This window comes from Streptomyces sp. NBC_01237 (assembly GCF_035917275.1).
Classification (GTDB): Bacteria; Actinomycetota; Actinomycetes; order Streptomycetales; family Streptomycetaceae; genus Streptomyces.
The window spans coordinates 3,498,446-3,524,041 of sequence record NZ_CP108508.1 but is presented as its reverse complement, the minus strand read 5'-3'; the positions used below and the strand labels follow the sequence as shown (position 1 = coordinate 3,524,041).

Annotated in this window: 19 protein-coding genes; 14 read left to right on the top strand and 5 right to left on the bottom strand. The window is 72.7% G+C overall.

Features of this window, described 5'->3' with window-relative positions:
* Positions 1-30: 30 nt before the first annotated feature.
* On the bottom strand, positions 31-1,029 hold the full coding sequence (locus OG251_RS15570) for a helix-turn-helix transcriptional regulator (protein WP_326677746.1): 999 nt from the start codon (positions 1,027-1,029) through the stop codon (positions 31-33).
* Between the two features lie 481 nt (positions 1,030-1,510).
* Between OG251_RS15570 and mfd the strand changes: the two genes are divergently transcribed.
* Both mfd and OG251_RS15560 read left to right on the top strand, forming a co-directional pair.
* Positions 1,511-5,041 carry a transcription-repair coupling factor gene (gene mfd, locus OG251_RS15565; protein WP_326677745.1) on the top strand — a complete coding sequence of 1,177 codons (3,531 nt, stop codon included), beginning with the start codon at positions 1,511-1,513 and terminating at the stop codon, positions 5,039-5,041.
* 22 nt (positions 5,042-5,063) lie between these two features.
* Entirely contained in the window at positions 5,064-5,606 is a 543-nt protein-coding gene (locus OG251_RS15560) for a GntR family transcriptional regulator (RefSeq protein ID WP_326677744.1), read from the top strand.
* Between the two features lie 107 nt (positions 5,607-5,713).
* Here the strand turns inward: OG251_RS15560 and OG251_RS15555 are convergent, their stop codons facing one another.
* On the bottom strand, positions 5,714-6,295 hold the full coding sequence (locus OG251_RS15555) for a TetR/AcrR family transcriptional regulator (protein WP_326677743.1): 582 nt from the start codon (positions 6,293-6,295) through the stop codon (positions 5,714-5,716).
* A 145-nt stretch (positions 6,296-6,440) separates the two neighbouring features.
* Here OG251_RS15555 and OG251_RS15550 point away from each other — a divergent pair, with 145 nt between their 5' ends.
* From OG251_RS15550 to OG251_RS15540, 3 genes are all read left to right on the top strand, one after another.
* Positions 6,441-7,307 (top strand): SCO6745 family protein, encoded by an 867-nt coding sequence (locus OG251_RS15550; protein ID WP_326677742.1) that lies wholly within the window; start codon positions 6,441-6,443, stop codon positions 7,305-7,307.
* A 229-nt stretch (positions 7,308-7,536) separates the two neighbouring features.
* Positions 7,537-8,316, top strand: a complete 780-nt coding sequence (locus OG251_RS15545) for an HNH endonuclease family protein (RefSeq protein ID WP_326677741.1) — start codon at positions 7,537-7,539, stop codon at positions 8,314-8,316.
* 77 nt (positions 8,317-8,393) lie between these two features.
* Positions 8,394-9,140, top strand: a complete 747-nt coding sequence (locus OG251_RS15540) for an N-acetyltransferase (RefSeq protein ID WP_326677740.1) — start codon at positions 8,394-8,396, stop codon at positions 9,138-9,140.
* Positions 9,141-9,205: 65 nt separating this feature from the next.
* On the opposite strand, the gene OG251_RS15535 is transcribed toward OG251_RS15540, so the two are convergent.
* Complete coding sequence (locus tag OG251_RS15535) at positions 9,206-9,967, bottom strand: hypothetical protein (protein WP_326677739.1); 762 nt, start codon at positions 9,965-9,967, stop codon at positions 9,206-9,208.
* 240 nt (positions 9,968-10,207) lie between these two features.
* Positions 10,208-10,618, bottom strand: coding sequence for a hypothetical protein (locus OG251_RS15530; protein WP_326677738.1), 411 nt, complete (start codon positions 10,616-10,618; stop codon positions 10,208-10,210).
* 208 nt (positions 10,619-10,826) lie between these two features.
* Here OG251_RS15530 and OG251_RS15525 point away from each other — a divergent pair, with 208 nt between their 5' ends.
* From OG251_RS15525 to OG251_RS15515, 3 genes are all read left to right on the top strand, one after another.
* Complete coding sequence (locus tag OG251_RS15525) at positions 10,827-13,109, top strand: N-6 DNA methylase (RefSeq protein WP_326677737.1); 2,283 nt, start codon at positions 10,827-10,829, stop codon at positions 13,107-13,109.
* A gap of 97 nt (positions 13,110-13,206) precedes the next feature.
* Positions 13,207-13,809, top strand: coding sequence for a hypothetical protein (locus OG251_RS15520; RefSeq protein ID WP_326677736.1), 603 nt, complete (start codon positions 13,207-13,209; stop codon positions 13,807-13,809).
* Positions 13,806-15,365 (top strand): serine/threonine-protein kinase, encoded by a 1,560-nt coding sequence (locus tag OG251_RS15515; RefSeq protein ID WP_326677735.1) that lies wholly within the window; start codon positions 13,806-13,808, stop codon positions 15,363-15,365. Before OG251_RS15520 ends, OG251_RS15515 begins: the two co-directional genes overlap by 4 nt.
* Positions 15,366-15,421: 56 nt before the next feature.
* Here OG251_RS15515 and OG251_RS15510 read toward each other — a convergent pair whose 3' ends face one another.
* The gene (locus OG251_RS15510; protein WP_326677734.1) at positions 15,422-18,181 is read right to left on the bottom strand and encodes a YfhO family protein; all 2,760 of its coding nucleotides are present in this window, start codon (positions 18,179-18,181) and stop codon (positions 15,422-15,424) included.
* 123 nt (positions 18,182-18,304) lie between these two features.
* Between OG251_RS15510 and OG251_RS15505 the strand changes: the two genes are divergently transcribed.
* From OG251_RS15505 to OG251_RS15480, 6 genes are all read left to right on the top strand, one after another.
* Complete coding sequence (locus OG251_RS15505; RefSeq protein ID WP_326677733.1) at positions 18,305-19,285, top strand: glycosyltransferase family 2 protein; 981 nt, start codon at positions 18,305-18,307, stop codon at positions 19,283-19,285.
* Positions 19,286-19,347: 62 nt separating this feature from the next.
* On the top strand, positions 19,348-19,731 hold the full coding sequence (locus OG251_RS15500) for a GtrA family protein (RefSeq protein ID WP_326681275.1): 384 nt from the start codon (positions 19,348-19,350) through the stop codon (positions 19,729-19,731).
* A 174-nt stretch (positions 19,732-19,905) separates the two neighbouring features.
* Positions 19,906-20,562 (top strand): SurA N-terminal domain-containing protein, encoded by a 657-nt coding sequence (locus OG251_RS15495; RefSeq protein WP_326677732.1) that lies wholly within the window; start codon positions 19,906-19,908, stop codon positions 20,560-20,562.
* A 30-nt stretch (positions 20,563-20,592) separates the two neighbouring features.
* Positions 20,593-21,567 (top strand): nucleoside triphosphate pyrophosphohydrolase, encoded by a 975-nt coding sequence (locus tag OG251_RS15490; RefSeq protein WP_326677731.1) that lies wholly within the window; start codon positions 20,593-20,595, stop codon positions 21,565-21,567.
* Between the two features lie 41 nt (positions 21,568-21,608).
* Entirely contained in the window at positions 21,609-24,044 is a 2,436-nt protein-coding gene (locus tag OG251_RS15485; protein WP_326677730.1) for a tetratricopeptide repeat protein, read from the top strand.
* Entirely contained in the window at positions 24,041-25,549 is a 1,509-nt protein-coding gene (locus OG251_RS15480; protein WP_326677729.1) for a cytochrome P450 family protein, read from the top strand. Before OG251_RS15485 ends, OG251_RS15480 begins: the two co-directional genes overlap by 4 nt.
* Positions 25,550-25,596: the final 47 nt, after the last annotated feature.

The window sequence follows — 25,596 nt, the reverse complement described above, 5'->3', positions numbered from 1 at the left end:
CCGCGCCCCCTCTTCCCCTTCCTCCCCTCCTCAGATCCAGCCGCGCTCCCGTGCCCGCAGGGCGGCCTGGGCCCGGCTCGTCGCGCCGAGTGTCTGCATCAGGTCGGCGACATGCCGCCGGTAGGTCCGTACCGACACGCCCAGCTCACGCGCGCCCGACTCGTCCTTGCCCGCCGTGCACATCGACACCAGCACCCGCTGCTCGATGCCGGAGAGCCCGGTGCCCGCCGCGGTGTCGTGGGTGGAGCCCGCCGGTGCGAGCTCCTCGGCCGCGTCCCAGATCTTCTCGAACAGGGCGATGATGTTGGAGACGAGACCGCTGCGGTGGGCGAGCAGGGCGCCCCGTGCGGTGTTGCGCGGGTCCAGCGGGACGAGCGCGGCTCTGCGGTCGTAGACGAGGAGCCGTTCCGCGGTCTCCGACGTCACCCGGATCGCCGCCCCGTGCGCGGCCAGCTCCCGCAGATACGCGGCCGTGGGCGGATCGTCGAGCGCGGTCCTGGCGACGACGTTGCGGATCCGGACCCCGCGGCGCAGACAGCGCAGGTCCAGTGGCCGGGAGCGGGCGATGTTCTCGGGCGACAGCTTGGTGTACGGCTCCACGGAGAGGATCTCGTCCCGGGCGAAGAAGGCGAGATCGTCGATCCGGTTACGTATCTGCGCGAGCCCCTCCAGTTGCTCGATGCCCTGCGGCGGGGGCGTCCGGGCCCCCTGCTCCGCGCGTAGACCGTCGATGACGTGCCGGGACCGGGTGACGCGCTGGAGTTCCTGGTGCAGGGCGTGCAGCCGTAAGTCGACCAGCCGGGTCAGCGCGACCTCGGGGTCGGTCGGGAAGATCCGCAGGTCGGCGCCGTCCGGATGGAGCAGCCCCAGCTCCTGGAGCCGGTCGATGCAGGCGCGGGCCACCTCGGGCCCGGAGTGCAGCAGCAGATGAAGATCGTCGGTGGCGGTGCCGGGATTGCGCAGGAAGTGCCGGTAGATCTCTTCCTCGGCCTCGGAAACCCCGAATACGGACATCTCGTTCTCGCCCACGTACGCCCCCGCTACCTGGTGCTGTGTGGCCGCGCGCCGCCGGGGATCGCCCTGCGGTGCTGGTCGACGACTGCTTCCCGTTGCCCTACTGCTACGCGTCCTGCCGGCCGTGCCGCGCTGTCCGTGGTGCTGCCCGGACAGCTGTTTGTGCAATGGTCGGGCAAAGACTAGACGGTGGGATCACTCCTGTGAGGATCCCGGACACAACTGTGTGCGGATGGGAGACGAACGGTGTGCGACCGGCGATGAGCGGCACGGATGGCGCGACGGGCGGCTTCCGGCCGGTGGCGGCGCCCCGGCGTTTCGCCGGGCACGCGGCTGTCACCGTCGGGTCGTAGTCTGGAACCCCCGGCCCGCTGGGGGGCGTGGCCCGGATCGGCTGATCCGGCGGGCGCCCCAGGACGCGTGTCGGGCCCTTCGCGTTGCCCCTGGCAGCAGCCGGCTGTCAGCGAACCCTCATTACCCCGGACGGAAGCCCTTCATGAGCCTGCACGGTCTGCTGGATGTCGTCGTACGTGACCCGGCTCTCGCCGAAGCGGTGAAGGCCGCCGCGGACGGCCACCGTATGCATGTCGACCTGGTGGGGCCGCCCGCCTCCCGCCCCTTCGCCGTGGCGGCCCTGGCCCGGCAGACCGGCCGGACCGTGCTGGCCGTCACCGCGACCGGCCGCGAGGCCGAGGACCTGGCGGCCGCGCTGCGCACCCTGCTGCCGCCGGACACCGTCGCGGAGTTCCCGTCCTGGGAGACCCTGCCCCACGAGCGGCTCTCGCCGCGCTCGGACACCGTGGGCCGCCGCCTCGCCGTGCTGCGCCGCCTCGCCCACCCGCGGGCGGACGACCCGGAGACGGGGCCCGTCAGCGTGGTCGTCGCCCCGGTCCGTTCCGTACTGCAACCGCAGGTCAAGGGGCTCGGCGACCTGGAGCCGGTGTCACTGACCAGCGGGCAGAACGCCGATCTGGGCGAGATCGTCGAGGCCCTCGCGGCAGCCGCGTACTCCCGGGTCGAACTGGTCGAGAAGCGTGGTGAGTTCGCCGTACGAGGGGGAATTCTGGACGTTTTCCCGCCGACCGAGGAGCACCCCCTCCGGGTGGAGTTCTGGGGCGACGACGTCGAGGAGATCCGTTACTTCAAGATCGCCGACCAGCGTTCGCTGGAGGTCGCCGAACACGGCCTGTGGGCGGCGCCCTGCCGGGAGCTGCTGCTCACCGACGAGGTGCGGGAGCGGGCCGCGGTCCTCGCCGAGGCCCACCCCGAGCTGGGCGAACTGCTGGGGAAGATCGCCGAGGGGATCGCCGTCGAGGGCATGGAGTCCCTCGCCCCGGTGCTGGTGGACGACATGGAGCTGCTGCTCGACGTCCTGCCGAAGGACTCCATGGCGCTGGTCTGCGACCCGGAGCGGGTCCGTACCCGGGCCGCCGACCTGGTCGCCACCAGCCAGGAGTTCCTCCAGGCGTCGTGGGCGGCGACGGCGGGCGGCGGCGAGGCCCCGATCGACGTGGGCGCGGCCTCGCTGTGGGGCATCGCGGACGTCCGGGACCGGGCCCGCGAGCTCTCGATGATGTGGTGGTCCCTCTCCCCGTTCGCGGCCGACGACGAGCTGGACGAGGACACCCTCAAGCTCGGGATGCACGCCCCGGAGTCGTACCGCGGCGACACCGCGCGGGCGCTGGCCGACACCAAGGGCTGGCTGGCCGACGGCTGGAGGACGGTGTACGTCACCGAGGGCCAGGGCCTCGCCAGCCGTACCGTCGAGGTGCTGGGCGGCGAGGGCATCCCGGCCCGTCTGGACCCGGACCTGGCGGAGATCTCTCCCTCGGTCGTCCATGTCTCCTGCGGGGCCATCGACCACGGCTTCGTGGACCCGGCGCTCCGGCTCGCCGTGCTGACCGAGACGGACCTGACCGGCCAGCGCACCGCCACCAAGGACCTGGGCCGGATGCCGGCCCGCCGCAGGAAGACCATCGACCCGCTGACGCTGGAGGCGGGCGACTACATCGTCCACGAGCAGCACGGCGTCGGCCGGTACGTGGAGATGGTGCAGCGCACCGTCCAGGGCGCCACCCGCGAATACCTCCTGGTCGAGTACGCCCCCGCCAAGCGCGGGCAGCCGGGGGACCGCCTCTACATCCCGACGGACCAGCTGGAGCAGGTCACCAAGTACGTCGGCGGCGAGGCGCCCACCCTGCACCGGCTCGGCGGCGCCGACTGGACCAAGACCAAGCAGCGCGCCAAGAAGGCGGTGAAGGAGATCGCCGCCGACCTGATCAAGCTGTACTCGGCCCGGATGGCGGCCCCCGGCCACGCGTTCGGCGCGGACACCCCCTGGCAGCGCGAGCTGGAGGACGCCTTCCCGTACGCGGAGACGCCCGACCAGCTGTCCACGATCGCCGAGGTCAAGGAGGACATGGAGAAGACGGTTCCGATGGACCGTCTGATCTGCGGCGACGTGGGTTACGGCAAGACGGAGATCGCGGTCCGGGCGGCCTTCAAGGCGGTCCAGGACGGCAAGCAGGTGGCCGTCCTCGTGCCCACCACGCTCCTCGTCCAGCAGCACTACGGCACCTTCACCGAGCGCTACTCCCAGTTCCCGGTCAATGTACGGGCGTTGAGCCGGTTCCAGTCGGAGACCGAGTCGAGGGCGACCCTGGAGGGGCTGAAGGACGGAGCCGTCGACCTCGTCATCGGGACGCACCGGCTGTTCTCCGCCGACACGAAGTTCAAGGACCTCGGGCTGGTCATCGTCGACGAGGAGCAGCGCTTCGGCGTCGAGCACAAGGAGCAGCTGAAGAAGCTCCGCGCCAACGTCGACGTGCTGACGATGTCCGCGACCCCCATCCCCCGTACGCTCGAAATGGCCGTGACGGGCATCCGCGAGATGTCCACGATCACCACCCCGCCGGAGGAGCGGCACCCGGTGCTGACCTTCGTCGGCCCGTACGAGGAGAAGCAGATCGGCGCCGCCATCCGGCGCGAACTGCTGCGCGAGGGCCAGGTCTTCTACATCCACAACCGCGTCGAGTCCATCGACCGGGCGGCCGCCAGGCTCCGCGAGATCGTTCCCGAGGCCCGGATCGCCACGGCGCACGGCCAGATGTCGGAACAGGCCCTGGAGCAGGTGGTGGTGGACTTCTGGGAGAAGAAGTTCGACGTCCTGGTCTCCACGACGATCGTCGAGTCGGGCATCGACATCTCCAACGCCAACACCCTGATCGTGGAGCGCGGCGACAACTTCGGCCTCTCCCAGCTCCACCAGCTGCGCGGCCGGGTGGGCCGGGGCCGCGACCGCGGCTACGCCTACTTCCTGTACCCCCCGGAGAAGCCCCTCACCGAAACGGCCCACGAGCGACTCGCCACGATCGCCCAGCACACCGAGATGGGCGCGGGCATGTACGTGGCGATGAAGGACCTCGAAATCCGCGGCGCGGGCAACCTCCTGGGCGGCGAACAGTCCGGCCACATCGCGGGCGTCGGCTTCGACCTGTACGTCCGCATGGTCGGCGAGGCGGTCGCCGACTACCGGGCCCAGATGGAGGGCGGCGAGCAGGAGGAGCCGCCGCTGGAGGTCAAGATCGAGCTCCCGGTCGACGCCCACGTCCCGCACGACTACGCCCCCGGCGAGCGGCTGCGCCTCCAGGCGTACCGCGCCATCGCCTCCGCCAACACGGAGGAAGACATCAGGGCGGTCCGCGAGGAACTCACCGACCGCTACGGCAAGCTCCCCGAACCGGTCGAGAACCTCCTCCTGGTCGCCGGCCTGCGCATGCTGGCCCGCGCCTGCGGAGTCGGCGAGATCGTCCTCCAGGGCTCGAACATCCGCTTCGCCCCGGTGGAACTGCGCGAGTCGCAGGAGCTGCGCCTGAAGCGGCTCCACCCGAAGACGGTCATCAAACCGGCCGCCCACCAGATCCTGGTCCCCCGCCCCACGGCGGGCAGGATCGGCGGCAAGCCGGTGGTGGGCCGCGAACTGCTCTCGTGGACCGGGGAGTTCCTGACGACGATCCTGGGGTCGTAGGGCCGGCCGCGGGGGAGGGAACATGGGTGACAGTGGGCGAGTGAGCACCTCGGCGCGGTATCTGGACCCGTCCGGCGCAGGCGGTGGTGACGCCTGGGGTGCCGAGGCGGCGGCCGCGGGGCGCCGTGGCAGCCAGCGCGTTGTCGAGGCGGGGGAGGTGGTCGCACCGGAGCCCGTGGCGGATCTCTTCGGGATCGCTCACGGGCAACGCGTCATCGCGCGCCGCCGGGTCATGTACCTCGACGGCGAGCCCTGTGAGTTGACGGATACGTACTACCCCTTGGAGATCGCCAGGGGGACGGGTCTGGCCGGGGTGAGCAGGATCCGGGGCGGTGCCGTCCGTCTCCTCGCCGAGCTGGGGCACGTCGGCGTGCGGGCCCGGGAGGACGTGACCGCCCGTATGCCGACCGGGAGCGAGCGGGCCGGCCTCGCGCTGGAAGCGGGGCAGCCCGTGCTGGAGCTGACGCGACTCACCCTGGACGACGGCGACCGGGCGATTCAGGTCGATGTGATGGTCATGGTGCCGCGACGCGGGCAGTTGCGCTACGAGATCGGGATCGGATGACTGCGCCCGGAACGGAGGCGGATGCCGTCGCCCCCGTCCGCCGCGCCGGCGGACGGGGGCGACGGTCGCCGAGCCCGTTCGTATCCGGGTGAGGGTGCTCGGGGCGGCTATTCGTCCACGGTCGACGCGGGAACGAACAGCAGCTCCGTCAGGGCGCGGAAGACCTCCTCCGGGTGCTGGTTGCCCGTCGGGCCGGTCAGGTTGCCGCTGAGCAGCAACGTCGCGAAGCCGTGGGCCAGGGACCAGGCGGCCACGCCCGCGAGCCGGGGGTCCTCGCCCCGGCCCGACGAGGGGAGCCCGGCGATGCCTTCGGTCAGTGCCTCGGTGGCGCGGGCCTTTGCCGCGAGCAGGTCCGGGGCGTCGGTGCGGTAGAGGTCCGGCTGGAACATCACCTGGAAGTGCGCGGGGTGCTCCGTCGCGAACCGCACGTACCGCACACCCCGCTCCTGGAGGTCCGGCGCGGCGGCCAGGGCGTCCGCGAACAGGCCGTACCCCTCCGTGGCGATCGCGGTGAGCAGGCCGGTGCGGTCCTTGAAGTGGTGGGCCGGGGCGGCGTGCGAGACGCCCGCCCGGCGGGCCAGGTCGCGCAGGCTCAGGGCGGCGGGGCCGTCGGTGGCGATGACGTCCAGGGCTGCGGTCAGGATGGCGCGCCGCAGGTCGCCGTGGTGATAGGTGCGTTCGCTGCTCATGCCAGCACCGTACGCGGAATCTAGGCATTGACAAGTTCATCGGCGAGGCGCACTCTGGGGGTGTCGCTTGATCTAGTCACTGACTAGATGCGGGACTGGATGCCTGGCCGGTGGCCGGGTGCCGAGAACTACGGAAGGTGCGGACATGTCCGAGGACCTGGGACCCGTACGTCAGATGTGGCATCTGCTGGAACCGTTGCACGCCGTCCTCTACTACGCGCCGGAGGCCTTCGAGGAGGCCGCCGCCCTCGGATACGGCACCGAGGACCGCTGGCCGAGCTACTTCGCCTGGCGTGCGGCACCGCTCGGGGCGGCCGGTGCGGACAGGGTCACCGAAACCTTCTACAGCTACAGCCCGGACATGGTGCGCGACTTCGTACCCGCCGTCTGGTCCGTCGCGGAGCCCGGTGCGGTGCTCGCGGCCCGGCTGCGGGCGGTCGACCGTGCGTACCGGACGCTGTTCGGGGATCGGCTCGACGGGCCGGAGTTCGCGGCGGCGGCCGAGTCGGCCCGGCGGGCCGCGCTGTCCGCCGAGGTGGACGGGCGCCCGCTGGCGGCGGCCAACGCGGCCCTGCCCTGGCCGGACGCCCCGCATCTCGCGCTCTGGCACGCCGCGACGATCCTGCGCGAGCACCGGGGTGACGGGCACCTCCGGGCGCTGGTGGAGGCGGGTCTCGACCCGGTCGAGTGCCTGGTGTCCTTCGCCGCCGTGGGCGCGGCGAGCCCGGAGACGTTCGAGAGCCGGGGATGGAGTGCGGGGGAGTGGACGGCGGCCCGTCAGCGGCTCGAAGCCCGCGGTCTGTTGGAGCCGGACGGGACGGCCACCGAGGCCGGCCGGGCGCTGCGGGCGCGAGTCGAGCGGCGTACCGACGAACTGGCCGCCGAGCCCTGGAGGGCCCTCGGTGGGGAGGTGCGGGTCCGTCTCGTCGCGCTGCTGGAGCCGCTGTGGGTGACGACGCTCGGCAGCGGGCTGCTCCCGGCCGAGAACACCCTGGGCATCGGCAAGGTGTGAGCGGGCGGGGAGAGGGGCGCGGCAGGGAGAGGGGGGCGGCAGGGAGATGCGAGCGGCCGGGGAGATGCGAGCACGCTGGGGATGTGAGCGCGCGGGGAAGGTGTGAGCGCACGGGGGAGATGTGATTCGGGACGCATCCTGACCGAACCGTCGTCATGAGTGCGCGTCGGCGGGGAAGAGGTCCATAGGATTCCCGGGTTCGGCTTTCTCCCCGTCAGGATGGCTACGCGTGATATCTCCCCGTACATACCGAGTGGTGTTGCCCGTACTGAGCGCGGTGGCCGTGCTGGCCCTGGCCGGGTGCGACCCCGACGACCTTGCGGCCGATGGCGGTTCGGGCGGCGGTTCGGGTGGGAGCGGGCAGTCGGCGGGCGGCTTCGGGGCCAGCCCGCTCGACAACCCCGACGGTACGAAGCCGGGTCTTGCACCCCTCACCACCGACGCGGACCGGGCGGCCGCCCGCAAGGTCATCGAGCAGGTGGCCACCAAGGGGCGCGGCCCCAGGACCGGGTACGAGCGCGACAAGTTCGGCTATGCGTGGAAGGACTCGGTCGACGGCATTCCGCTCTCCCGCAACGGCTGCGACACCCGCAACGACCTGCTCGCCCGCGACGGCAAGGACATAGAGCACCGCTCGGGCTCCGACTGCGTGGTCATCTCCATGACCCTCAAGGACCCGTACACCGGGTCGACCATCGCCTGGCGCAAGCAGCAGGCCACCAAGGTGCAGATAGACCATGTGATGCCGCTGTCCTACGACTGGCAGATGGGCGCCGCCCGCTGGGACGAGGCGAAGAGGCAGCGGATCGCCAACGATCCGCTCAACCTCATCCCGGTGGACGGCCCCGCCAACAACGCCAAGCGCGACTCGGGCCCCGCCTCCTGGCTGCCGCCGTACAAGCCGGTCCGCTGTTCGTACGCGGTGCGGTTCGCGCAGGTCTCGCTGAAGTACGAACTGCCGGTCACCACCGCAGACAAACAGGCCATGCTCACCCAGTGCGGCGGCTGACGACAGCCGGTCCCGGGACTGCCGGGGCGCCGAAAACGGGTGGTTGTGCCGCAGGTGTACCGCTTACTGTCGGCGATATGGAGTTGATCATCACCACCCTCGCCGCGCGCCCCGAGCTCGCCGGCCCCATGAACGCGATGCCCGACACCTGGCCCGAGTTCGTCCTGGAGGACCTGGTCGGCTGGGCGAACTTCCCGCGCATCGCGGTCGAGTTCCCGGAGTACGTGCTCGTGGCCACCGACCCCGACGGTGCCGTGGTCGCCCGTGCGTACAGCGTTCCGTTCGAACTGGGCGGCCCCGGGCGCGGTGAACTGCCCGCCGGCGGTTGGGACCAGGTGCTGCTGTGGGCGTTCTCCGACCTGCGGCGCGGGCGCGTGCCCGACACCGTGAGTGCCATTGAGATCACCGTGGCCACGGGGCACCAGGGGCAGGGGATCTCGGGCCGGATGGTGGCGGCGCTGCGGGACAACGCCCGGCGGCTCGGCTTCGGGGAGGTCGTCGCCCCGGTCCGTCCGAGCGCCAAGCACCTGTCCGCTTCGGTCCCGATGGAGGACTACGCGCGCCGGACCAGGGAAGAGGACGGGCTGCCGTACGACCCCTGGCTGCGGGTTCATGCGCGGGCGGGCGGGGTCGTCGAAGCGGTGGCGCCGGTGTCGATGACGGTGAGCGGTTCGCTCGCGCAGTGGCGGGCGTGGACCGGGCTGCCGTTCGATACGGACGGTCCGGTGGAGGTGCCGGGGGCGCTCGTACCGGTGCACTGTTCGCTCGCGCACGGGTACGCGGTCTACGTCGAGCCGAACGTGTGGGTACGGCACAAGGTCTGAGGAAAGGGGCTTCGGCGGCGGGTGGGTACTCCCCGCTGCCGAAGCCCTTCCCCCGTACGGGGCGGTCAGCCGGCCGGCCGGTCCAGGTCGACGATGTCCTTGGCGGCGGGCTTCTTCGCCACGACCGGCTCGTCGAACGCGGAGAGGTTCATCGTCATCGGCTCCTCGCCACCCTTTGACGTGACCCGGAGCAGGTACGGGGCGCCCTCGGCGGCCACCAGGACCGTGTAGGTCTCCTTGCCGTCCTTCTCGGTGAGCCGCAGCGCGGGCTTGCCCGCGACCGTGGCCTCGCCGGCCTTGCGGGCGGCCGTGTCGTTCGCCTCGAAGCCCTTCAGGATTCCGTCGAGGTCGCAGAACTCGATGCTGTCCTTGGTGTCCGCGTCGGTCGCCTTCGACTCCATCCAGCGGCCCGCGAGCAGTTTCACCGCGGCGTCGACATCGGCCTTGGGCTCCCCCTTCGACTGCTCGCGCAGCATCGCCTCGTCGAACTTCGTGTAGACGGTGTCACCGGTCTTGATGATCTCCATGGTTCCCGCGGGGCCGATGGACATGGTCCCGATGCACTCGCCGGTGCGGCTCGTGGCGAAGTCGGCCTTGACCGGGCCGTCGGTCGACCGGATGTCGACGGATATCCGCAGGGACTTCGCCTTCTTCGTGGTCGACAGCGCCTTGTTGGTGACCTCGGGACCCGACAGGTCCGCGAACGGACCGGTGGCCTTCGGAGCGGCCGGATCGGCCGAATCGGCCGCCCCCGTGCCGCAGGCGGCGAGGCTGAGCACGGACAGGGCGCAGAGGGTGTTGACGGCGGTGCGGGCGAGAAGACGCATGGGAAATGACTCCGGGAGATGAGGTGGGCGGAGCGAAGGGTGAAGGGGCTCGCGGGGCGGGTGAGGTGGATGGGGCGAGCGAAGCGGGCGAGGCGGGCGAGGCGGGCGAGGCGGACGAGGCGGGCGAGGCGGACGGAGCGAGCGAGCTGAACGGAGCGCGTGGCGGGGGAGCCGGTCGCCTCGGCGCGGTGGACCGGGCGCCGGTCGGGGCGTCTGCGCGGGTGCCTGTGCGGGCGCCGGTCAGGCCACTGCTGTCGGCGCCGCCACGCGCCCCGGGCTCCCGGCCGCACTGAGCACCGGGGGCGTCGCCGTGCCGTCGGGCGGAGTGCCGCCGCCCCCGGCCCTGACCGCGAGCACCGCGCCGACGAGCGAGAGTGTCAGCGCGACCACGCCCAGCAGGGCTCCGAAACTGGTCATGCCGGGGTCGGCGCCCTCGCCCCGGGCGATGCGGCGGCGGCCCGCCAGACCGAGGAGGAGGGCGAGCAGGCCCAGGCCCCCCGCGAGCCAGAAGAGGGGCCGGATCAGCCCCAGGAGGCTGCCGGTGATGCCGAGGACGAACGCCGTCGTGCCGAACCCGCGGCGCCCCGGACGCTCGCCCGGCGCATGGGCGGGGGCGTACACCTGCTGCGGTGGGCGCGGGTACTCGGACATGGCTGTGCCCTTCGGTCGGTGAACACGGGAAACGGTGAACGGACGCGCCCCGTCCGGCAGGTACGGGAACGGGTCACATCACAACAGAGCTTGTGAACCGAGTCAACACGGTTCACGCTGAATGGGTCGGGTCACGCTGTGAATCGGTGGCGGGTGGTCAGGTCGGTATGCTCGCCGACACAGCGCGGACGGATCAGGGAGACAGTCAGTGCCGGAGAACTCGACAGAGGTGACCGCGGCCGGGATCGCGCGGCTCGCAGGAGTGGGGCGGGCCGCCGTCAGCAACTGGCGCCGCCGTCACGCCGACTTCCCCAAGCCGGTCGGCGGCACCGAGACCAGCCCGTCCTTCGCCCTGCCCCAGGTGGAACAGTGGCTGCGCGACCAGGGAAAACTCGCCGAGGTGCCCCTTCGGGAGCGGGTCTGGCAGCAGGTGACCGGACATCCCGCAGGTGCGGTCGCCGCCCTGGTCCACGCCGGCTGCGGCCTGCTGCTCGTCCGGGACCGCCCCACCGCCTGGCTGGAACTCGCCGCCGTCTCGGACGCGCGCATGGCCGGTGTGCTGCCGCACGCGCTGGACGACGTCCTCACCGCCCGCTTCGGACCGGATGCCGGATCGCCGCCCGGTACCGGATCGCCGCCCGGTACCGGATCACCGTCCCGATCGGGTGAACCGTCCGCCCCCGGTCAACCGTCCGCCCCCGGTCAACCGTCTGCCCCCGGTGAACCGTCCGCCGCCGGTGAACCGTCCGCCCCCGGGGTACGGGTTGTTCACACCCCGGACGCCGCCGAACTGCTGCCGTCCGTCCCGCTCCTGCGCTCCGTCGCCGCGCTCGCCGCCGAAACCGGCACCCGGCAGGCATTCGAGTTCCTCTTCGGCCGTCAGCTCGACGCCAACCCGCGCCAGTACACCCTCACTCCGCCCGATCTCGCCGAGCTGATGGCAGCCCTGGCCGAACCGGCGAAGGACACGGACCGGTCCGCCGGAAAGCAGTCCGCCCGCACCTTCCTCGACCCCGCCGCCGGAACAGGCGCCCTGCTCCGAGCGGCCGACAGGCCCACGGCCCTGTACGCACAGGAGGCCGACCCCGACCTCGCCGCGCTCACCGCACTCCGGCTCGCACTCCACCGCGAGGGGGCCGGACCCGATGCGACGACCCTCGCCGTGCGCACCGGCGACACCCTGCGCGCCGACGCCTTCCCGCAGCTCGCCGTCGACGCCGTGCTCTGCCACCCGCCCTTCAACGAGCGCAACTGGGGTCATGACGAGCTGGCCTACGACCCGCGCTGGGAGTACGGCTTCCCCGCCCGCACCGAGTCCGAACTCGCCTGGGTCCAGCACGCCCTCGCCCGCCTCAGGGACGGCGGTACCGCCGTCCTGCTGATGCCCCCGGCCGCCGCGTCCCGCCGCTCCGGCCGCCGGATCCGCGCCGACCTCCTGCGCCGGGGAGCGCTCCGCGCGGTCGTCGCGCTCCCCGCCGGGGCCGCGCCCCCGTACGGCATCCCGCTCCACCTCTGGATCCTGCGCAAGCCGGGCAGCGGTCGGCGCCCCGCCCCCGAACTGCTCCTCATCGACACCGCCGAGCCCGCCGAACCGGCCTCCGGGCACGGCCCCGGCTCCCCGGTGGGCGGCGGACGCGACCGGATCGACTGGCCCGCGGTGCGCGGCGCCGTGCTCGACGCCTGGCAGCGCCACACCGGCAGCGCGGTCCCCCCGGCAGGCGTACCCGGCGTCAGCCGTGCCGTCCCCGTGATCGAACTCCTCGACGACGACGTGGATCTCGCCCCCGCCCGGCATCTGCCGCGGCCCGTCGCCGGTGGCGGGGCTGCCGCGCTGATCGGCGTACGGGAGCGGCTGGCCGACACCCTGCGGCTGACCGCCCGCCTCACCCCGCCGCCCGCCGACCTCTCCGACCCGGCGCACTGGCCGCTGACCACCGTCGGTGAACTCGCCCGCGCCGGGGCCCTGCACCTGCGCACCGGAGGCTCCGGCGGCGGCACGGGACCCGTCCTCACGGAGCACGACGTGCTGGCGGGAGCGGCACCCGGCGGCACGCCCGCCGCCGGGACCGCGTACCCCGAAGGCGCCGACGACACCGTGCTCCTCGAACCGGGCGACGTCGTCGTACCCGTCCTCGGCGGCGGGTCCGTCACCCGCGTCGTCGACGAGGCCACCGCGGGTGCCGCGCTCGGCCGCAACCTCCAGCTGCTGCGCCCCGATCCGGCCGCGATCGACCCCTGGTTCCTCGCCGGATTCCTGCGCGGCACCGCCAACAACCGGCAGGCCAGCAGCTATGCGTCCACGGCCACCCGGCTCGACGCCCGCCGCCTCCAGCTGCCCCGGCTGCCGCTCGCCGAACAGCGGAGGTACGGGGAGCAGTTCCGTACGCTCGCCGAGTTCGAGGACGCGCTGCGGGCGGCGGGGCGGCTCGGGGGGCTGCTCGTACAGGGGATGTACGACGGGCTGACGGACGGCACGGTCGCTCCGAAGTGAGGTGAACCACAGAGCCCGCGCACAACCCGGGGCCGTCCGTCCGTGTCGGTGTATACGCTCACAGCACACGTCCGACATACGCCTCCGGGAGCAGCACATGCACGGCTACGGCTATCCGCCGGAGCAGCCACCGAAGCGCCGCCCGTCCTCGGCGACGCTGACCGCGGTGCGCGTGGTTCTTGTGGCGATGACCGTACTGAGCCTCGGGTTCCTGGCCTGGGGGGCGATGCTGAGGCTGGCGATCGTCACCCGCAGGGCACGTGACTGGGCCCTGCTGGCGCTCGTGTTCGCGCTCAACACCGGGCTCTTCGCGTTCATGCTGGCGATGCCGGAGGACCCCGACAGAACCACGGACGCGGAGGCGTTCATCGGAGTGACCTGGATGTTCGGCGTCATGGTCGGTGCGGTCGCCTATTACCTGTACGCGGAGATACGCCACTACGGCCCGGACGGACCGTACGGCGCTCACCCGCACCCGCCCCGGTATCAGCCGCACTTCCCACCCCAGCTCCAGCCCCAACTCCGGGCCCAGCAACCGCACCCGTACGGCGGATACGCCCCGACGCAGCACCCGGCCCCGGCTCCCGCCGTACCGCCGCCCGCCGTCCCCCCGCCCGCCGTACCCCAGCGCCTCGACCAGGTCCGTGCCGAGCTGGACGAGCTGAGCGACTACCTCCGCAAGGAGGGCGAGGGCCGGTGAGCGGACGGGTCATCGCCGGGCGGTACGAACTGGCCACCGTCCTCGGCCAGGGCGGCATGGGCCAGGTGTGGACGGCGTACGACCAGCGCCTGGACCGCCGGGTCGCGGTGAAGCTCCTGCGCCCCGACCGGGTCGCCGGACCCCCCGGCGGCGACGCCGCCGACGAGCTGCGCCGCCGGTTCGTCCGCGAGTGCCGGGTCACCGCCCAGGTCGACCACCCCGGTCTGGTCACCGTCCACGACGCGGGCAGCGACGACGACGACCTCTACCTCGTCATGCAGTACGTCGAAGGCGCCGACCTGGCCGACCATCTCGCCGAGCACGACCCCTACCCCTGGCCCTGGGCCGTCGCGGTCGCCGCCCAGCTCTGCGCCGTACTGTCCGCGGTGCACGCCGTGCCGATCGTCCACCGCGACCTCAAGCCCCGCAATGTGATGGTCAGGCCCGAGGGCACCGTCACCGTGCTCGACCTGGGTGTCGCCTCCGTCCTGGACACGGACACCACCCGTCTCACCCACACCGGTTCACCGATCGGCTCCCCGGCCTACATGGCCCCGGAACAGGCGATGGGCGGCGCCGTCGGCCCGTACACCGATCTGTACGCCCTCGGGGTGCTCCTGCACGAACTCCTCAGCGGGGACGTGCCGTTCGCGGGTTCCACCGCACTCGGCGTCCTGCACCGCCATCTCTACGAGCCGCCGCTCCCGGTACGCCACCTCAGGGCCGAGGTCCCCGAGCAGCTCGAAGCGCTCGTCCTGCGGCTGCTCGCCAAGGACCCGCAGGCCCGGCCGGCCTCCGCCCAGGAGGTGTACGAGTCGCTCGCCCCGCTGCTGCCCGCCCGCGGCGCCCCGGCGGGACCGCTCGATCCGACCCGCCCCTTCCTCCGGCCGCACGCCCCGTGGCCGGACCGGGCGGCGACCCCGGCGGCCTCTCCCGTACCGCAGCCGCCCGGCCCCGCGGCACCCGCGCCCGGACCGGCGGCCCGGCCCGATGTGGCGGGGGCCGTCGACGAGGTGAAGCGGCTGCTCGGTGAGGGCCGGATCACGCAGGCGGTGGACATCCTCGGCGGCATCCTCCCGGCCGCCGCCGCCGAACACGGCGAGCACTCACCCGTCGTCCGGATCCTGCGCAAGCAGTACGCGGCGACGCTGATGGACGACGGGCAGTACCGCCGCGCCTTGCCCGTGCTGCGCCGCCTCGCCGAGGACCGCACGGCGGAGGCGGGACCGGCCGACGGGCAGACACTCCAGTACCGCTACGACGCGGCCCAGTGCCTGGAGCAGCTGGGCGAGACGGCAGCCGCGCTCCACGAGTACCGCAGCGTCCTCCCGTACTACGAGAACGGGTACGGCACGGTCGGCACCGACCCCGGCCGCGCCTTCGACATCCGCCACCGCATCGGACACCTGCTGCTCGCGGTCGGCGACCACACGGCGGGGCGGGCCCAGATACAGGCCCTGCTGTACGACGCCGAGCGCGTGTACGGGCCGCACCACCCGCTGCCCGTCGAGCTGCGCCGCCGGCTGACGCACCAGCAGGACGTACGCGGCGGCTGAGCCGGACCGGCGGGGTGCGTGTCCGGATCGGACCGGCGTGGACCGGATCGGGTGGGTCAGGCCGGATGGCCCGGTCGGACCGGTTCGCTCCGCCGGACCGGATCGGCGGGGCGGGCCCAGGGGCGGCGGGGCCGGGCCGTGCGGCGGCCGGTCAGCCGACCGGCGGCCGCCGTCGCCAGCAGGACGAGCAGCGCGGCCGTCCCGACGGCCGCCCCCGCACGCAGCCCCGGCGGGCGGAACGTACAGCTGACCGAGGTGGCACCGGCGGGTACGGGCACGGCGACCAGCCCCAGATACGCGCCGGCGGGCCGTCCGCCACAGCTCCACCCGGCGATGCGCGGCGCGGCCAGGACGGCGGTTCCGGAGGTGCCGGGCGGCAGTTCGGCCCGCACCCCGTCGCCGGTGACGTGGACGGAGGTCGCCCCGGTGCGCGTCAGCGCGGTCACGGCCGAGGCCAGACGGGCCGTGTCGAGACAGCCGATGGCGGCGTGCGGAACGGTTCCGTCGCGCTCGGGCTCCAACGTGACCTGCACGGACGCGCCTCCGGATGCTCCTCGTGACACGCCCGCGGGCGTGCCCAGACGTTCCATCGCCGCGCTCCTCAAGGGCAACTGCCCCTGGAGCCGCACCCCTTCGGCCTCCCGCACCCCTTCGGTCTGCCGCACTCGTTCCGTTTCCCGTGCGCCGCCCCTGTCCCCGCTGTCCCGCGCAGCCGCCAGCCGGGCCCGCCCGAACAGATCCGGCGCCCACAGATACACCTCACGGCCGGCCGGACAGGCGGCGGTCAGGGTGTAGGCGGCCCCGCCCTCCACCCGGTAGGACGAAGCCCCCCGGCCCGAAGCTCCCCGGCCCGGTCCTCCCCGGCCCGGTGCTCCTGCCTTCGGGGCCTCGGTCTTCGACGTCCCCGCCTCCGGGGCCGGGGCCCCCGCCGCGTCCCGCAACGTCGTCGGCGGCACCGTGTAGACGGAGGTGCCGAGCAGCTTCTCCTGATTCCGGAACGGCGAGCGCCCGTACACCGGCGGCGCCCCGGCCCCCGGTCCGCGTACGGTCACCAGCGGCGGCACCTGCGCCCGGGCCACCGTCGGGGGCCGGTCGTCCCGCGCGTTCCACGGCTGGTGCGGATCGGGGGGCGTACGCAGGCGCGCCCCGACCGAGAAGATGGCGTCGGTGACCGGATTGTCGAGGCTCTGGACGGCGCGCCCGCGTGAGGTCCAGCCACCGCCCAGGGCCCGCACGGTGCGGGTCAGGACATCCGGCGTATGGCTGCTGTAGTACGCGCCGCCCTGGCCGCCGACCACCAGCGGATCGTTGGCGGTGGTCGGCTCGCGGCCCGGATCGGTGCGGTAGCGCGGCCAGCCGTCGGCCCGGTCCACCGCCTCGGCCTGGGCGCTCTGCCGTGCGCCCCAGGGCGCGTAGTCGTCGAGCCGCGCGAGGCGTTGCCGGTCGGCGTACGCGGTCGTGGCGGCGGCCTGTCCGGCCTGGGCCGCGACCAGCAGAAGCACGGCCGGAACGGCGTACCACCCGCGTCCGCGCCCCGGCCCGTTCCGCCCGGCTCCCCGCCGTACCAGCGCGAGCGCGGCCCCCGCCGCCAGCAGACCGGCGGCGAACAGCGGATACGTCCACCGGGTGACGAGACCGCTGGAGGCCGCCCCGGCGCCGACCGCCACCAGGACCGCACCCCCGCCGAGCAGGGCGCGCCACCCCGGCCAGTCGTACGACACGGAGATCCAGGCGGCGATCACGAGGATTCCGGCCAGCACGAACGTCTGCCGGTACGGGCTTCCGTTGGGGGTCGCGAACGCGTGCCAGAGCAGATGGGTCGGCCCCCACTGCAAGGACAGGGCCACGGCAGCCACCAGCCCCGCCCAGGCCCACCGCTCGCGGCGCGGCACGGGCTTCTGGAAGGCGAGCGCGCAGGCCAGCAGCAGGGTTCCGGTGCCCAGGAAGAGCGCGGGGGTGAAGAATCCGTACGTGGCCGGAAGCAGCCGGGCCAGGACATCGGGCCAGGCGGCGGGGGCGAACGGCCGGGTCCAGCCGGGGTAGGCGTGTTTCGTGCCGAGGTAGACGGGAAGCAGCACGGGCGCGGCGAGCCCGATCCCGAGCGCCACCGTCCCGGCGGCCCGCAGCAGCCCCCGGCCCGCCGCCCCCCGGTCGGCCGACTCGGTCACCAGCCGCACCACCAGCACCAGTGCCGCCCCGAGCGTCGCCATATAGGCCGTATAGAAGTTGGCGATCCACAGCACCGCCACGACCAGCGGCGCCGCCACCCGGTGCCGCCCCGTCCGCGCCCACTCCCCGGCCAGGCACAGCAGCGGCAGGGCGACGAGACCGTCCAGCCACATCGGGTTGTACGTGGCCTCCAGGACCGACCAGCCGCACAGCGCGTACGAGGCGCCGAGCACCCCGGCCGCCCACCGGTGCCCGCCGCGCAGCGTCAGCAGCAGGAAGGCCATCGCCGCGGCGGCGGATGCCATCTTCAGTACGGTCACCGCATAGACGGCCAGGTCGATGCGGTCGCGCGGGAAGACCCCGACGAGCAGGGCGAACGGGCTCGTCAGATACGTGCCGAGGTCCGGCGGGAAGCTCGTCCCGAACCCCGACTGCCAGTTGAGCAGCACCCCGCCGTCGGCCTGCCCGTGCAGCAGGTCCCACAGCCGGGTGTGGAACGGCACGAACTGATTGCCCAGGTCATTGACGCTGCGGGTGTGCGGTCCGAAAGGGAAACCGCGGGCCGCGGCGTCGCCCGCGCACACGGTGGCGACAGTGACCAGCGCGGCAAGAGCGCAGGCCACGGCAGGGGGGCGGGAGTTCGGCATACGAAGAAATATGTCAGCGTCGAACGGGTAACCCCGCGCCGAATTGGGCCAGTTCACTGAAGTGACGCCCATTGGTCATACGGAGCATTGGGTTCCGACACCTGGGCGCGGTGATGTGCTGGGGTGCTGATCTCGATAGTGGTGCCGTGTTTCAACGAGGAGGAAATCCTCGAACGCTTCCACGCGCGTGTCACGGATGAAATTGCGCGCTTAGGCCATGAATTCCAGCTCGTCTATGTCGACGACGGAAGCCGGGACGGAACGCTGCCGATCCTGGAGACGCTCGCCGCGGTGGACCCCCGGGCCCGCTATCTCTCCTTCAGCCGCAACTTCGGCAAGGAGGCGGCCATGCTCGCCGGCCTCCAGCACGCCGAGGGCGATGCCGTCGTCATCATGGACGCCGACCTCCAGCACCCGCCGGAGCTGATCGGCCGCATGCTGGAGGAGCACGCGCTCGGCAACGACCAGGTGATCGCCCGCCGCACCCGCAAGGGCGACCGCGTCACCCGGACGGTCGGGGCGCGCGCCTATTACTGGCTGATCAACCGCCTCGTGGATGTGGAGCTCGTCGACGGCGTCGGCGATTTCCGGCTGCTGTCCAGACGCACCGTCGACGCCATTCTCGAACTCACCGAGTACAACCGCTTCTCCAAGGGCCTGTTCGCGTGGGTCGGATTCCGCACGACGACGTTCAGTTACGAGAACGCCGTGCGGGAACAGGGCCGCTCCGCCTGGACCTTCGGAAAGCTCCTCAACTACGGTCTCGACGGTCTGCTCTCCTTCAACAACAAACCCCTGCGCGCCGCCCTCTACCTCGGCCTGCTGCTGCTCTCCCTCGCCCTCGCCTATGCCACCTGGATCGTCGGGGTCGCCCTGGTGAGAGGGGTCGACACCCCCGGATATGTCACGCTCCTCGTCGTGGTCACCGCGCTCGCCGGAGTGCAGATGGTGATGGTGGGGGTCGTCGGTGAATACGTGGGGCGCATCTACTACGAGGTGAAGCGCCGCCCGCACTTCCTGGTGAAGGCGTCCAACATCTCCGCGTCACAGGGACCTCGCCCGCCACAGGAGCCGCACCCGGCCCGGGGACTCGTACGCCGGTGAATGACGCCCCGCCGTCGATTCCGGTGAACGACGCCCCGCCGTCGAGGCCGGTCATCGGGCAGCTGGCCAGATTCGCCCTGGTCGGCGTCGTGAACACCGGCACCTACTACGCCTGCTACCTGGCCCTGCTGACCTGGCTGCCGTACATCGCCGCGCACGTTCTCGCCTTCGCGCTCTCGATGACCGGGTCCTTCTTCCTTAACTCCCACTTCACGTACCGCACCCGCCCCACCTGGCGGAAGTTCCTGCTCTTCCCGCTCACCAACGCCGCCAACTTCCTCATCACGACCGGCGGCGTGTACGTCCTGGTCGACCTGGCCGGACTCAGCAGCCGTTACGCCCCGCTGATCGCCGCCGCGGCCGCCATCCCGATCACCTTCCTGGTCTCCCGCACGATCATGCTGCGGCCGGATCCGGTGGACCCGGCGGTCGAGCGGGTGCCCTGAACGAACCCGTACGGAACACGTCACCGACGCCCGTACCGACTCCTCGCCCGCCCCACATCCCCAACTCCTCCCGAATCGTTGGTCGAATCGGTGGCCCGAACCACGTCCACTGCCTAACATCGATCACCGCAAGGCTTTGTGCACTGATGCACAAACTCTCCCCGGGAGGCTCCTTTGCACCGCCGCCGTCGCACCGCGCTCGCCGTCTCCGCCGCACTGCTCGTCGCGGCGCCGCTCCTCTCCGCCTGCGGTAGCCAGGCCCATCCGGGCGCCGCGGCCGTTGTCGGCGGGGAACGGATCGAGGTGTCGGCGGTCCAGGCCCAGGCCGCGGACGTCCGCAGCGCCCAGGAGAGTTCGCCGCAGGCGGCCCAGCTGGTCGACAAGTCCGGCCAGCTGGGCCGGGCCAAGCTGCACGGCCTGATCTTCGGCCGGATCCTGGACCGCGCGGCCGAGGACGCCGGGGTGACCGTCACCCGCAAGGAGATCCAGGAGACGCGGCTGGCGGCCGCCGCGGAGTCCGGCGGCGAGGCACAGCTGAAGGCGATGAGGCTCCAGCAGCGCTGGGTCGCCCCGGACCAGATCGAGGGCGACATGCGCCGTGAGGCCCAGCTGATGAAGCTGGGCGCGGCGCTCGGCGTCGAGCTCGGGACCCCCGCCGGGCAGCAGCTGGTGGGCGAGGCGCTCACCAGGGCGTCGACGGCGCTGGACATCGACGTCAACCCGCGCTTCGGCACCTGGGACGACCAGAAGCTTCAGCTCGGCGAATTCAAGGCACCCTGGATCACCCAGATCACCGAGTTCGATCCGAAGGACGCCCAGGCGGGCGCCTGAGCCGTCCGGGGGCCGGGGTAGGTTCGAGGGGTGAACGCTGAAGCCCCCGGCGACCCCGGCCGCATCGTCCTGCTCACCGCCAGCCACCGGGTGGCACCCGGGCTGCTGTCCTGGCCCGCCTGGCAGACGCTGCACGCCGCCGACCGTGTGCTCTGCGCCGACCCGGCCCACCCGCAGCTGCCGTATCTGCGCGAGGCGGGCGTCACCGTCGAGCACGCCGACCCGACGGCCGGGGAGCTGGTCGACGACTGCGCGGGCGGCCGGAGCGTGGTGGTGCTGGTGGGCGGCGAGGGCAACCGGCCGCTCACCGACGGACTGGCCCGCCTCGGCGGTTCGGGCCGGGTGGCGATGCCGGACCTGGAGCTGCTGCCCGGTTCGTACGACCTGCCGGGCGCCCGGCTCCTGGACCTGGTCCAGGTCATGGACCGGATCAGGCGCGAGTGCCCCTGGACCTCGCAGAAGACGCACCGGGGCCTGGCCAAGTACGCCATCGAGGAGGCGTACGAACTGGTCGAGGCGATCGAGGACGGCGACCGCGACGAGCTGCGCGAGGAGCTGGGGGACGTCCTGCTCCAGGTCGTCTTCCACGCGCGGATCGCCGAGGAGGACCCCGAGGAGCCGTTCGCCATCGACGATGTCGCGGCCGGTCTCGTGGAGAAACTGATCCACCGCCATCCGCACGTCTTCGGTGACGAGACCGCGGAGACCCCCGAAGATGTCCGCGCTCACTGGTTGCGTACCAAAGCGATCGAGAAGCAGCGCGACTCGGTCACCGACGGCGTCCCGCTCGGCCAGCCCGGTCTGGCCCTGGCGGCCAAACTCGGCAGCCGCACCCGTACCGCGGGGCTCGAAGTCGCTCTGCCCGCCGGCGACTCCATCGGCTACGAGCTGCTGGCCCTCGCCGTGCGGGCCGAACGCGACGGCATCGACCCGGAGGCCGCCCTGCGCGCCGCCGCCCGCACGTACCGCGACGCGATCCTGGCGGCGGAGGGCAACACCCGTTAGTACGGTGGTGCCAGGGCCGTTCGAGGTGTGGGGGACAGGGCGTGGACGACGCGGAACTGAAGCTGCTGGCCGACGAGTTGATCCGGGTGATGGCGGGCGGGGACTGGGAGCGGTTCCAGCTGGCCGCTCGCGCGCCGGGGAGATTCCTGGCCGGCTTCGCGGCCCAGCTCGGCGAGATCAGGGACGTCGTGCTGCTGGACGACGACCCGGACTCGGCCACGACGGCCTGGTCCATGGTGTTCGGAGAAGTCGAGGACCTGGACAGCAGGCACCCCGCCGCCCTGGCCGCGCTGACCAGGATTCTGCGCGACTTCGCGGCGGCCCCGGACGACGCGGCGCCGGTCCGTGAGGACGTCGTACGGCGCTTCGCGCCGGGGGACACGCTCCACGGCTCGGTGATCCGGACCGGCACGATCCGGAACCTTCAGTTCACGGTCGATGACGCACCGTCCGACCACCCCCGCTCCGACTTCCGGGACGGCACGTTCACCGGCCCCGTCCAGGGCAACGGCATACAGAACAACAACTACTACGGAGCCGGCCCGCACCACGCACTGCCCGCGGTCGCCGACTGGCCGCAGCTCGACCGGGCCGACCCGGTCGCGCTCGGCGTGCGACGTACCCGCAAGCTCCCCGACGAGCCGGTCCTCCCCGCCTACACGGAACGGGACTGCGACGCGGGACTGGGCGCCCTGGTCCGGAACGCCGCCCGGTCCGGCGGGCTGGTGCTGGTCACCGGGGAACCGCTCTCGGGAAAGACCAGGACGGCCTGGGCGGCGCTGTTCAACCACCTCTCCGGCGGGACGAGGATCTTCGCGCCCTCACCCGGCACGGACCTGCGCGCCCTGCCCGCCGTGCTGCGCCGCCGGGGCGCCGAGAACACCGTCGTCTGGCTCGACGACCTGGAGGGCCACCTCGGCGAGAAGGGCCTCACCGCGGCGGTCCTGGCCGACCTCGTGCGGGAGACCACGCCGGTGATCGCCACGATGGGCGACGAGGCCTACGACGTCCACCGCTTCGGCGCCGCCCCGAGCGCCCGGGTGCTGATCGGTGTGGAACCGGTCGAGCTGAGCTGCGAGTGGAGCCCGGCCGAACTGGCGAGGCTCGACGGGAACCTCTCCGACCACCGGCTGTCGGGCGCCCGCCACGGGCGCGGCGACCGCGGCGTCACCGAGTACCTGGCCATCGGCCCGGAGCTCGCGGACCAGTGGCGTCGCGCCGGCCGCCGGGCCGGCGCCCACCCGCGCGGGCACCTGCTGGTGCGCGCCGCGATCGACCTGGCGCGCTGCGGGGCCCGGGGCGAGCTGGCGCTCGATGTGCTGCGCGCGGCGCACCGGATGTACGGGCCCGATGACGTCCGGGCCGAGCAGGAGAGCTTCGAGGACGCCCTCGCCTGGGCGACCGGCATCCAGCACGGGGTGAGCGGAATGCTCGTACCGGGCCGGGGCGAGAACACCTGGCGGGCGTACGGCTCCCTGGTCGCGGACGCGGAGGACCAGGCTCCGGGCTTCACCTCTCCCGTGCCGCTGGGGATGTGGCTGCTCGCGCTGGAAGCGGTACGGGGCGTCGCCCGGTTCCGGGCCGCTGTCTACGAGCGGGCCCACGCGGTGCTGGAGCGCAGGGCGGCCGGCGACCCGGACGTCCTGATGACACTCGGCCGCATCGACCGGGAGTTCGGCGACGAGCCGGCCGCGGAGCGCTGGTTCCGCAGGGCGGCGGACGCGGGCAGTGCCGAGGCGGCCGGTGCGGTGGGGAAACTGCTCGCGGCCCGGGGCGACGGGGCGGCGGCGATTCCCTATCTGGAGATGGCGGCGCGGGCGGGCGACGTCGAGGCGCAGGGCACGCTCGGCGCCGCCCTGGCCGAGCGTTCGCTGCACTGGCTGACACGGGCGGCGGAGGCGGGCGACGGTGCGTCCGCGAACCGGCTGGGCGACCTGTCGGCGGGGGTCGGGGACAACCACGAGGCGCGCCGCTGGTACGTCAAGGCCGTGGAGATGGGGCACGAGGAGGCCGCGGGGAGCCTGGGCAGCCTGTTCCACGAGTGGAACGAACTGGAGGTGGCGGAGCACTGGTACCGCAGGGCCCTGGCCCACACGACCAGCGGGACCGTGTACTTCCGGGCGGCGAACAACCTCGCCCTGGTCCTGCGGGAACGGGACCCCGACGACCCCGAGATCGAATCGCTCTACCGGGCGGCTGCCGAAGCGGGCGGCACCAGCGCGGCCACCAACCTCGCCAACGACCTGCGTGACCGGGGTGATACCGAGGAGGCGCGGCGCTGGTTCGAGGTGGGGCACGCGCGGGGCAGCTACTACGCCGCCGCCGCGCTGGCGGTCATGCTGTGGGACCAGGGGGAAGAGGCCGAGGCCGAGGAGTGGTTCCGCAAGTCGGCCGAGGCCGGGCACCACGAGGCCGAGGACATCCTCGCCGAGCTGGCACGGAACCGTCCGGGCGCGCCGGATAACGTCGAGGGGTGAACGCCAGCCCCGCCGAGCCCCCCGCCGACGCCCCTTCCTCTTCTCCTTCCCCAGCCCCTTCCTCCGCGCCCGCCCCAGCCGACGCCCCTTCCTCCGCTTCCGAGCCCGCGCCCGCCGACGCCCGTCCCCGCGCCTCCGCGCCCGCCGACGCCCCCGTCTGCCCGCACGCCTCCGCCGCCTCCGCCGACGCGCCCGCGCAGACCGGCGCGGCTCCCGCTCCCGCCCCGCCCCCCGCCCCCGAACTCTTCACCTGGGAGTTCGCCACCGACCCGTACCCCGCCTACGCATGGCTCCGCGAGCACAGCCCCGTACACCGGACGACGCTGCCCAGCGGGGTCGACGCCTGGCTCGTGACGCGGTACGCGGACGCCAAGCAGGCCCTCGCCGACTCCCGGCTCTCCAAGAACCCGGCGCACCACGCCGGGCCGGCGCACGCCAAGGGGAAGACGGGTATCCCTGGGGAGCGCAAGGCGGAGCTGATGACACATCTGCTGAACATCGACCCGCCGGACCACACCCGGCTGCGCCGGCTCGTCTCCAAGGCGTTCACCCCGCGCCGGGTCGCGGAGTTCGCGCCGCGCGTGCAGGAGCTGACGGATCGCCTCATCGACGACTTCATCGAGGAGGGGAAGGCGGACCTCATCCACGACTTCGCCTTCCCGCTCCCCATCTACGCCATCTGCGATCTGCTGGGGGTCCCGCGCGAGGACCAGGACGACTTCCGGGACTGGGCGGGCATGATGATCCGCCATGGCGGCGGCCCGCGTGGCGGGGTCGCCCGGTCGGTCAAGAAGATGCGCGGCTATCTCGCGGAGCTGATCCACCGGAAGCGGGAGGGCCTGGGGGACGAGGGGGACGGCGACGATCTGATCTCGGGGCTGATCCGGGCCAGTGACCACGGCGAGCACCTCACCGAGAATGAGGCCGCGGCGATGGCCTTCATCCTTCTCTTCGCCGGATTCGAGACCACGGTCAACCTCATCGGCAACGGCACGTACGCCCTGCTGCGCCACCCCGAACAGCGCGCACTCCTTGAGCGTTCGCTCGACGCGGGGGAGAGCGGCCTGCTGGCCACCGGCATCGAGGAACTGCTGCGGTACGACGGACCGGTGGAGCTGGCCACCTGGCGCTACGCCACCGAGGCGCTGACGCTCGGCGGACAGGAGGTCGCCGAGGGCGACCCCGTGCTCGTCGTGCTCGCCGCGGCCGACCGGGACCCGGAACGGTTCGAGGACCCGGACCGTCTCGACCTCGCACGGAGTGACAATCAGCACCTCGGATACGGGCACGGCGTCCACTACTGCCTGGGAGCACCGCTCGCCAGGCTGGAGGGGCAGGCCGCTCTCGCTACGCTGCTGAGACGCCTTCCGGAGCTGCGACTTGCGGGAGAACCCACCGATTTGCGGTGGCGTGGCGGGCTCATCATGCGGGGATTGCGCACGCTCCCCGTGGAGTTCGAGCCGGGGCGGCGACTGGGCGAAGGTGACGCTGCGTCAACTCTGTGACTTTCACGTGATCTCCGCTGCATCGACTTGTGACACACGTTCGAGTC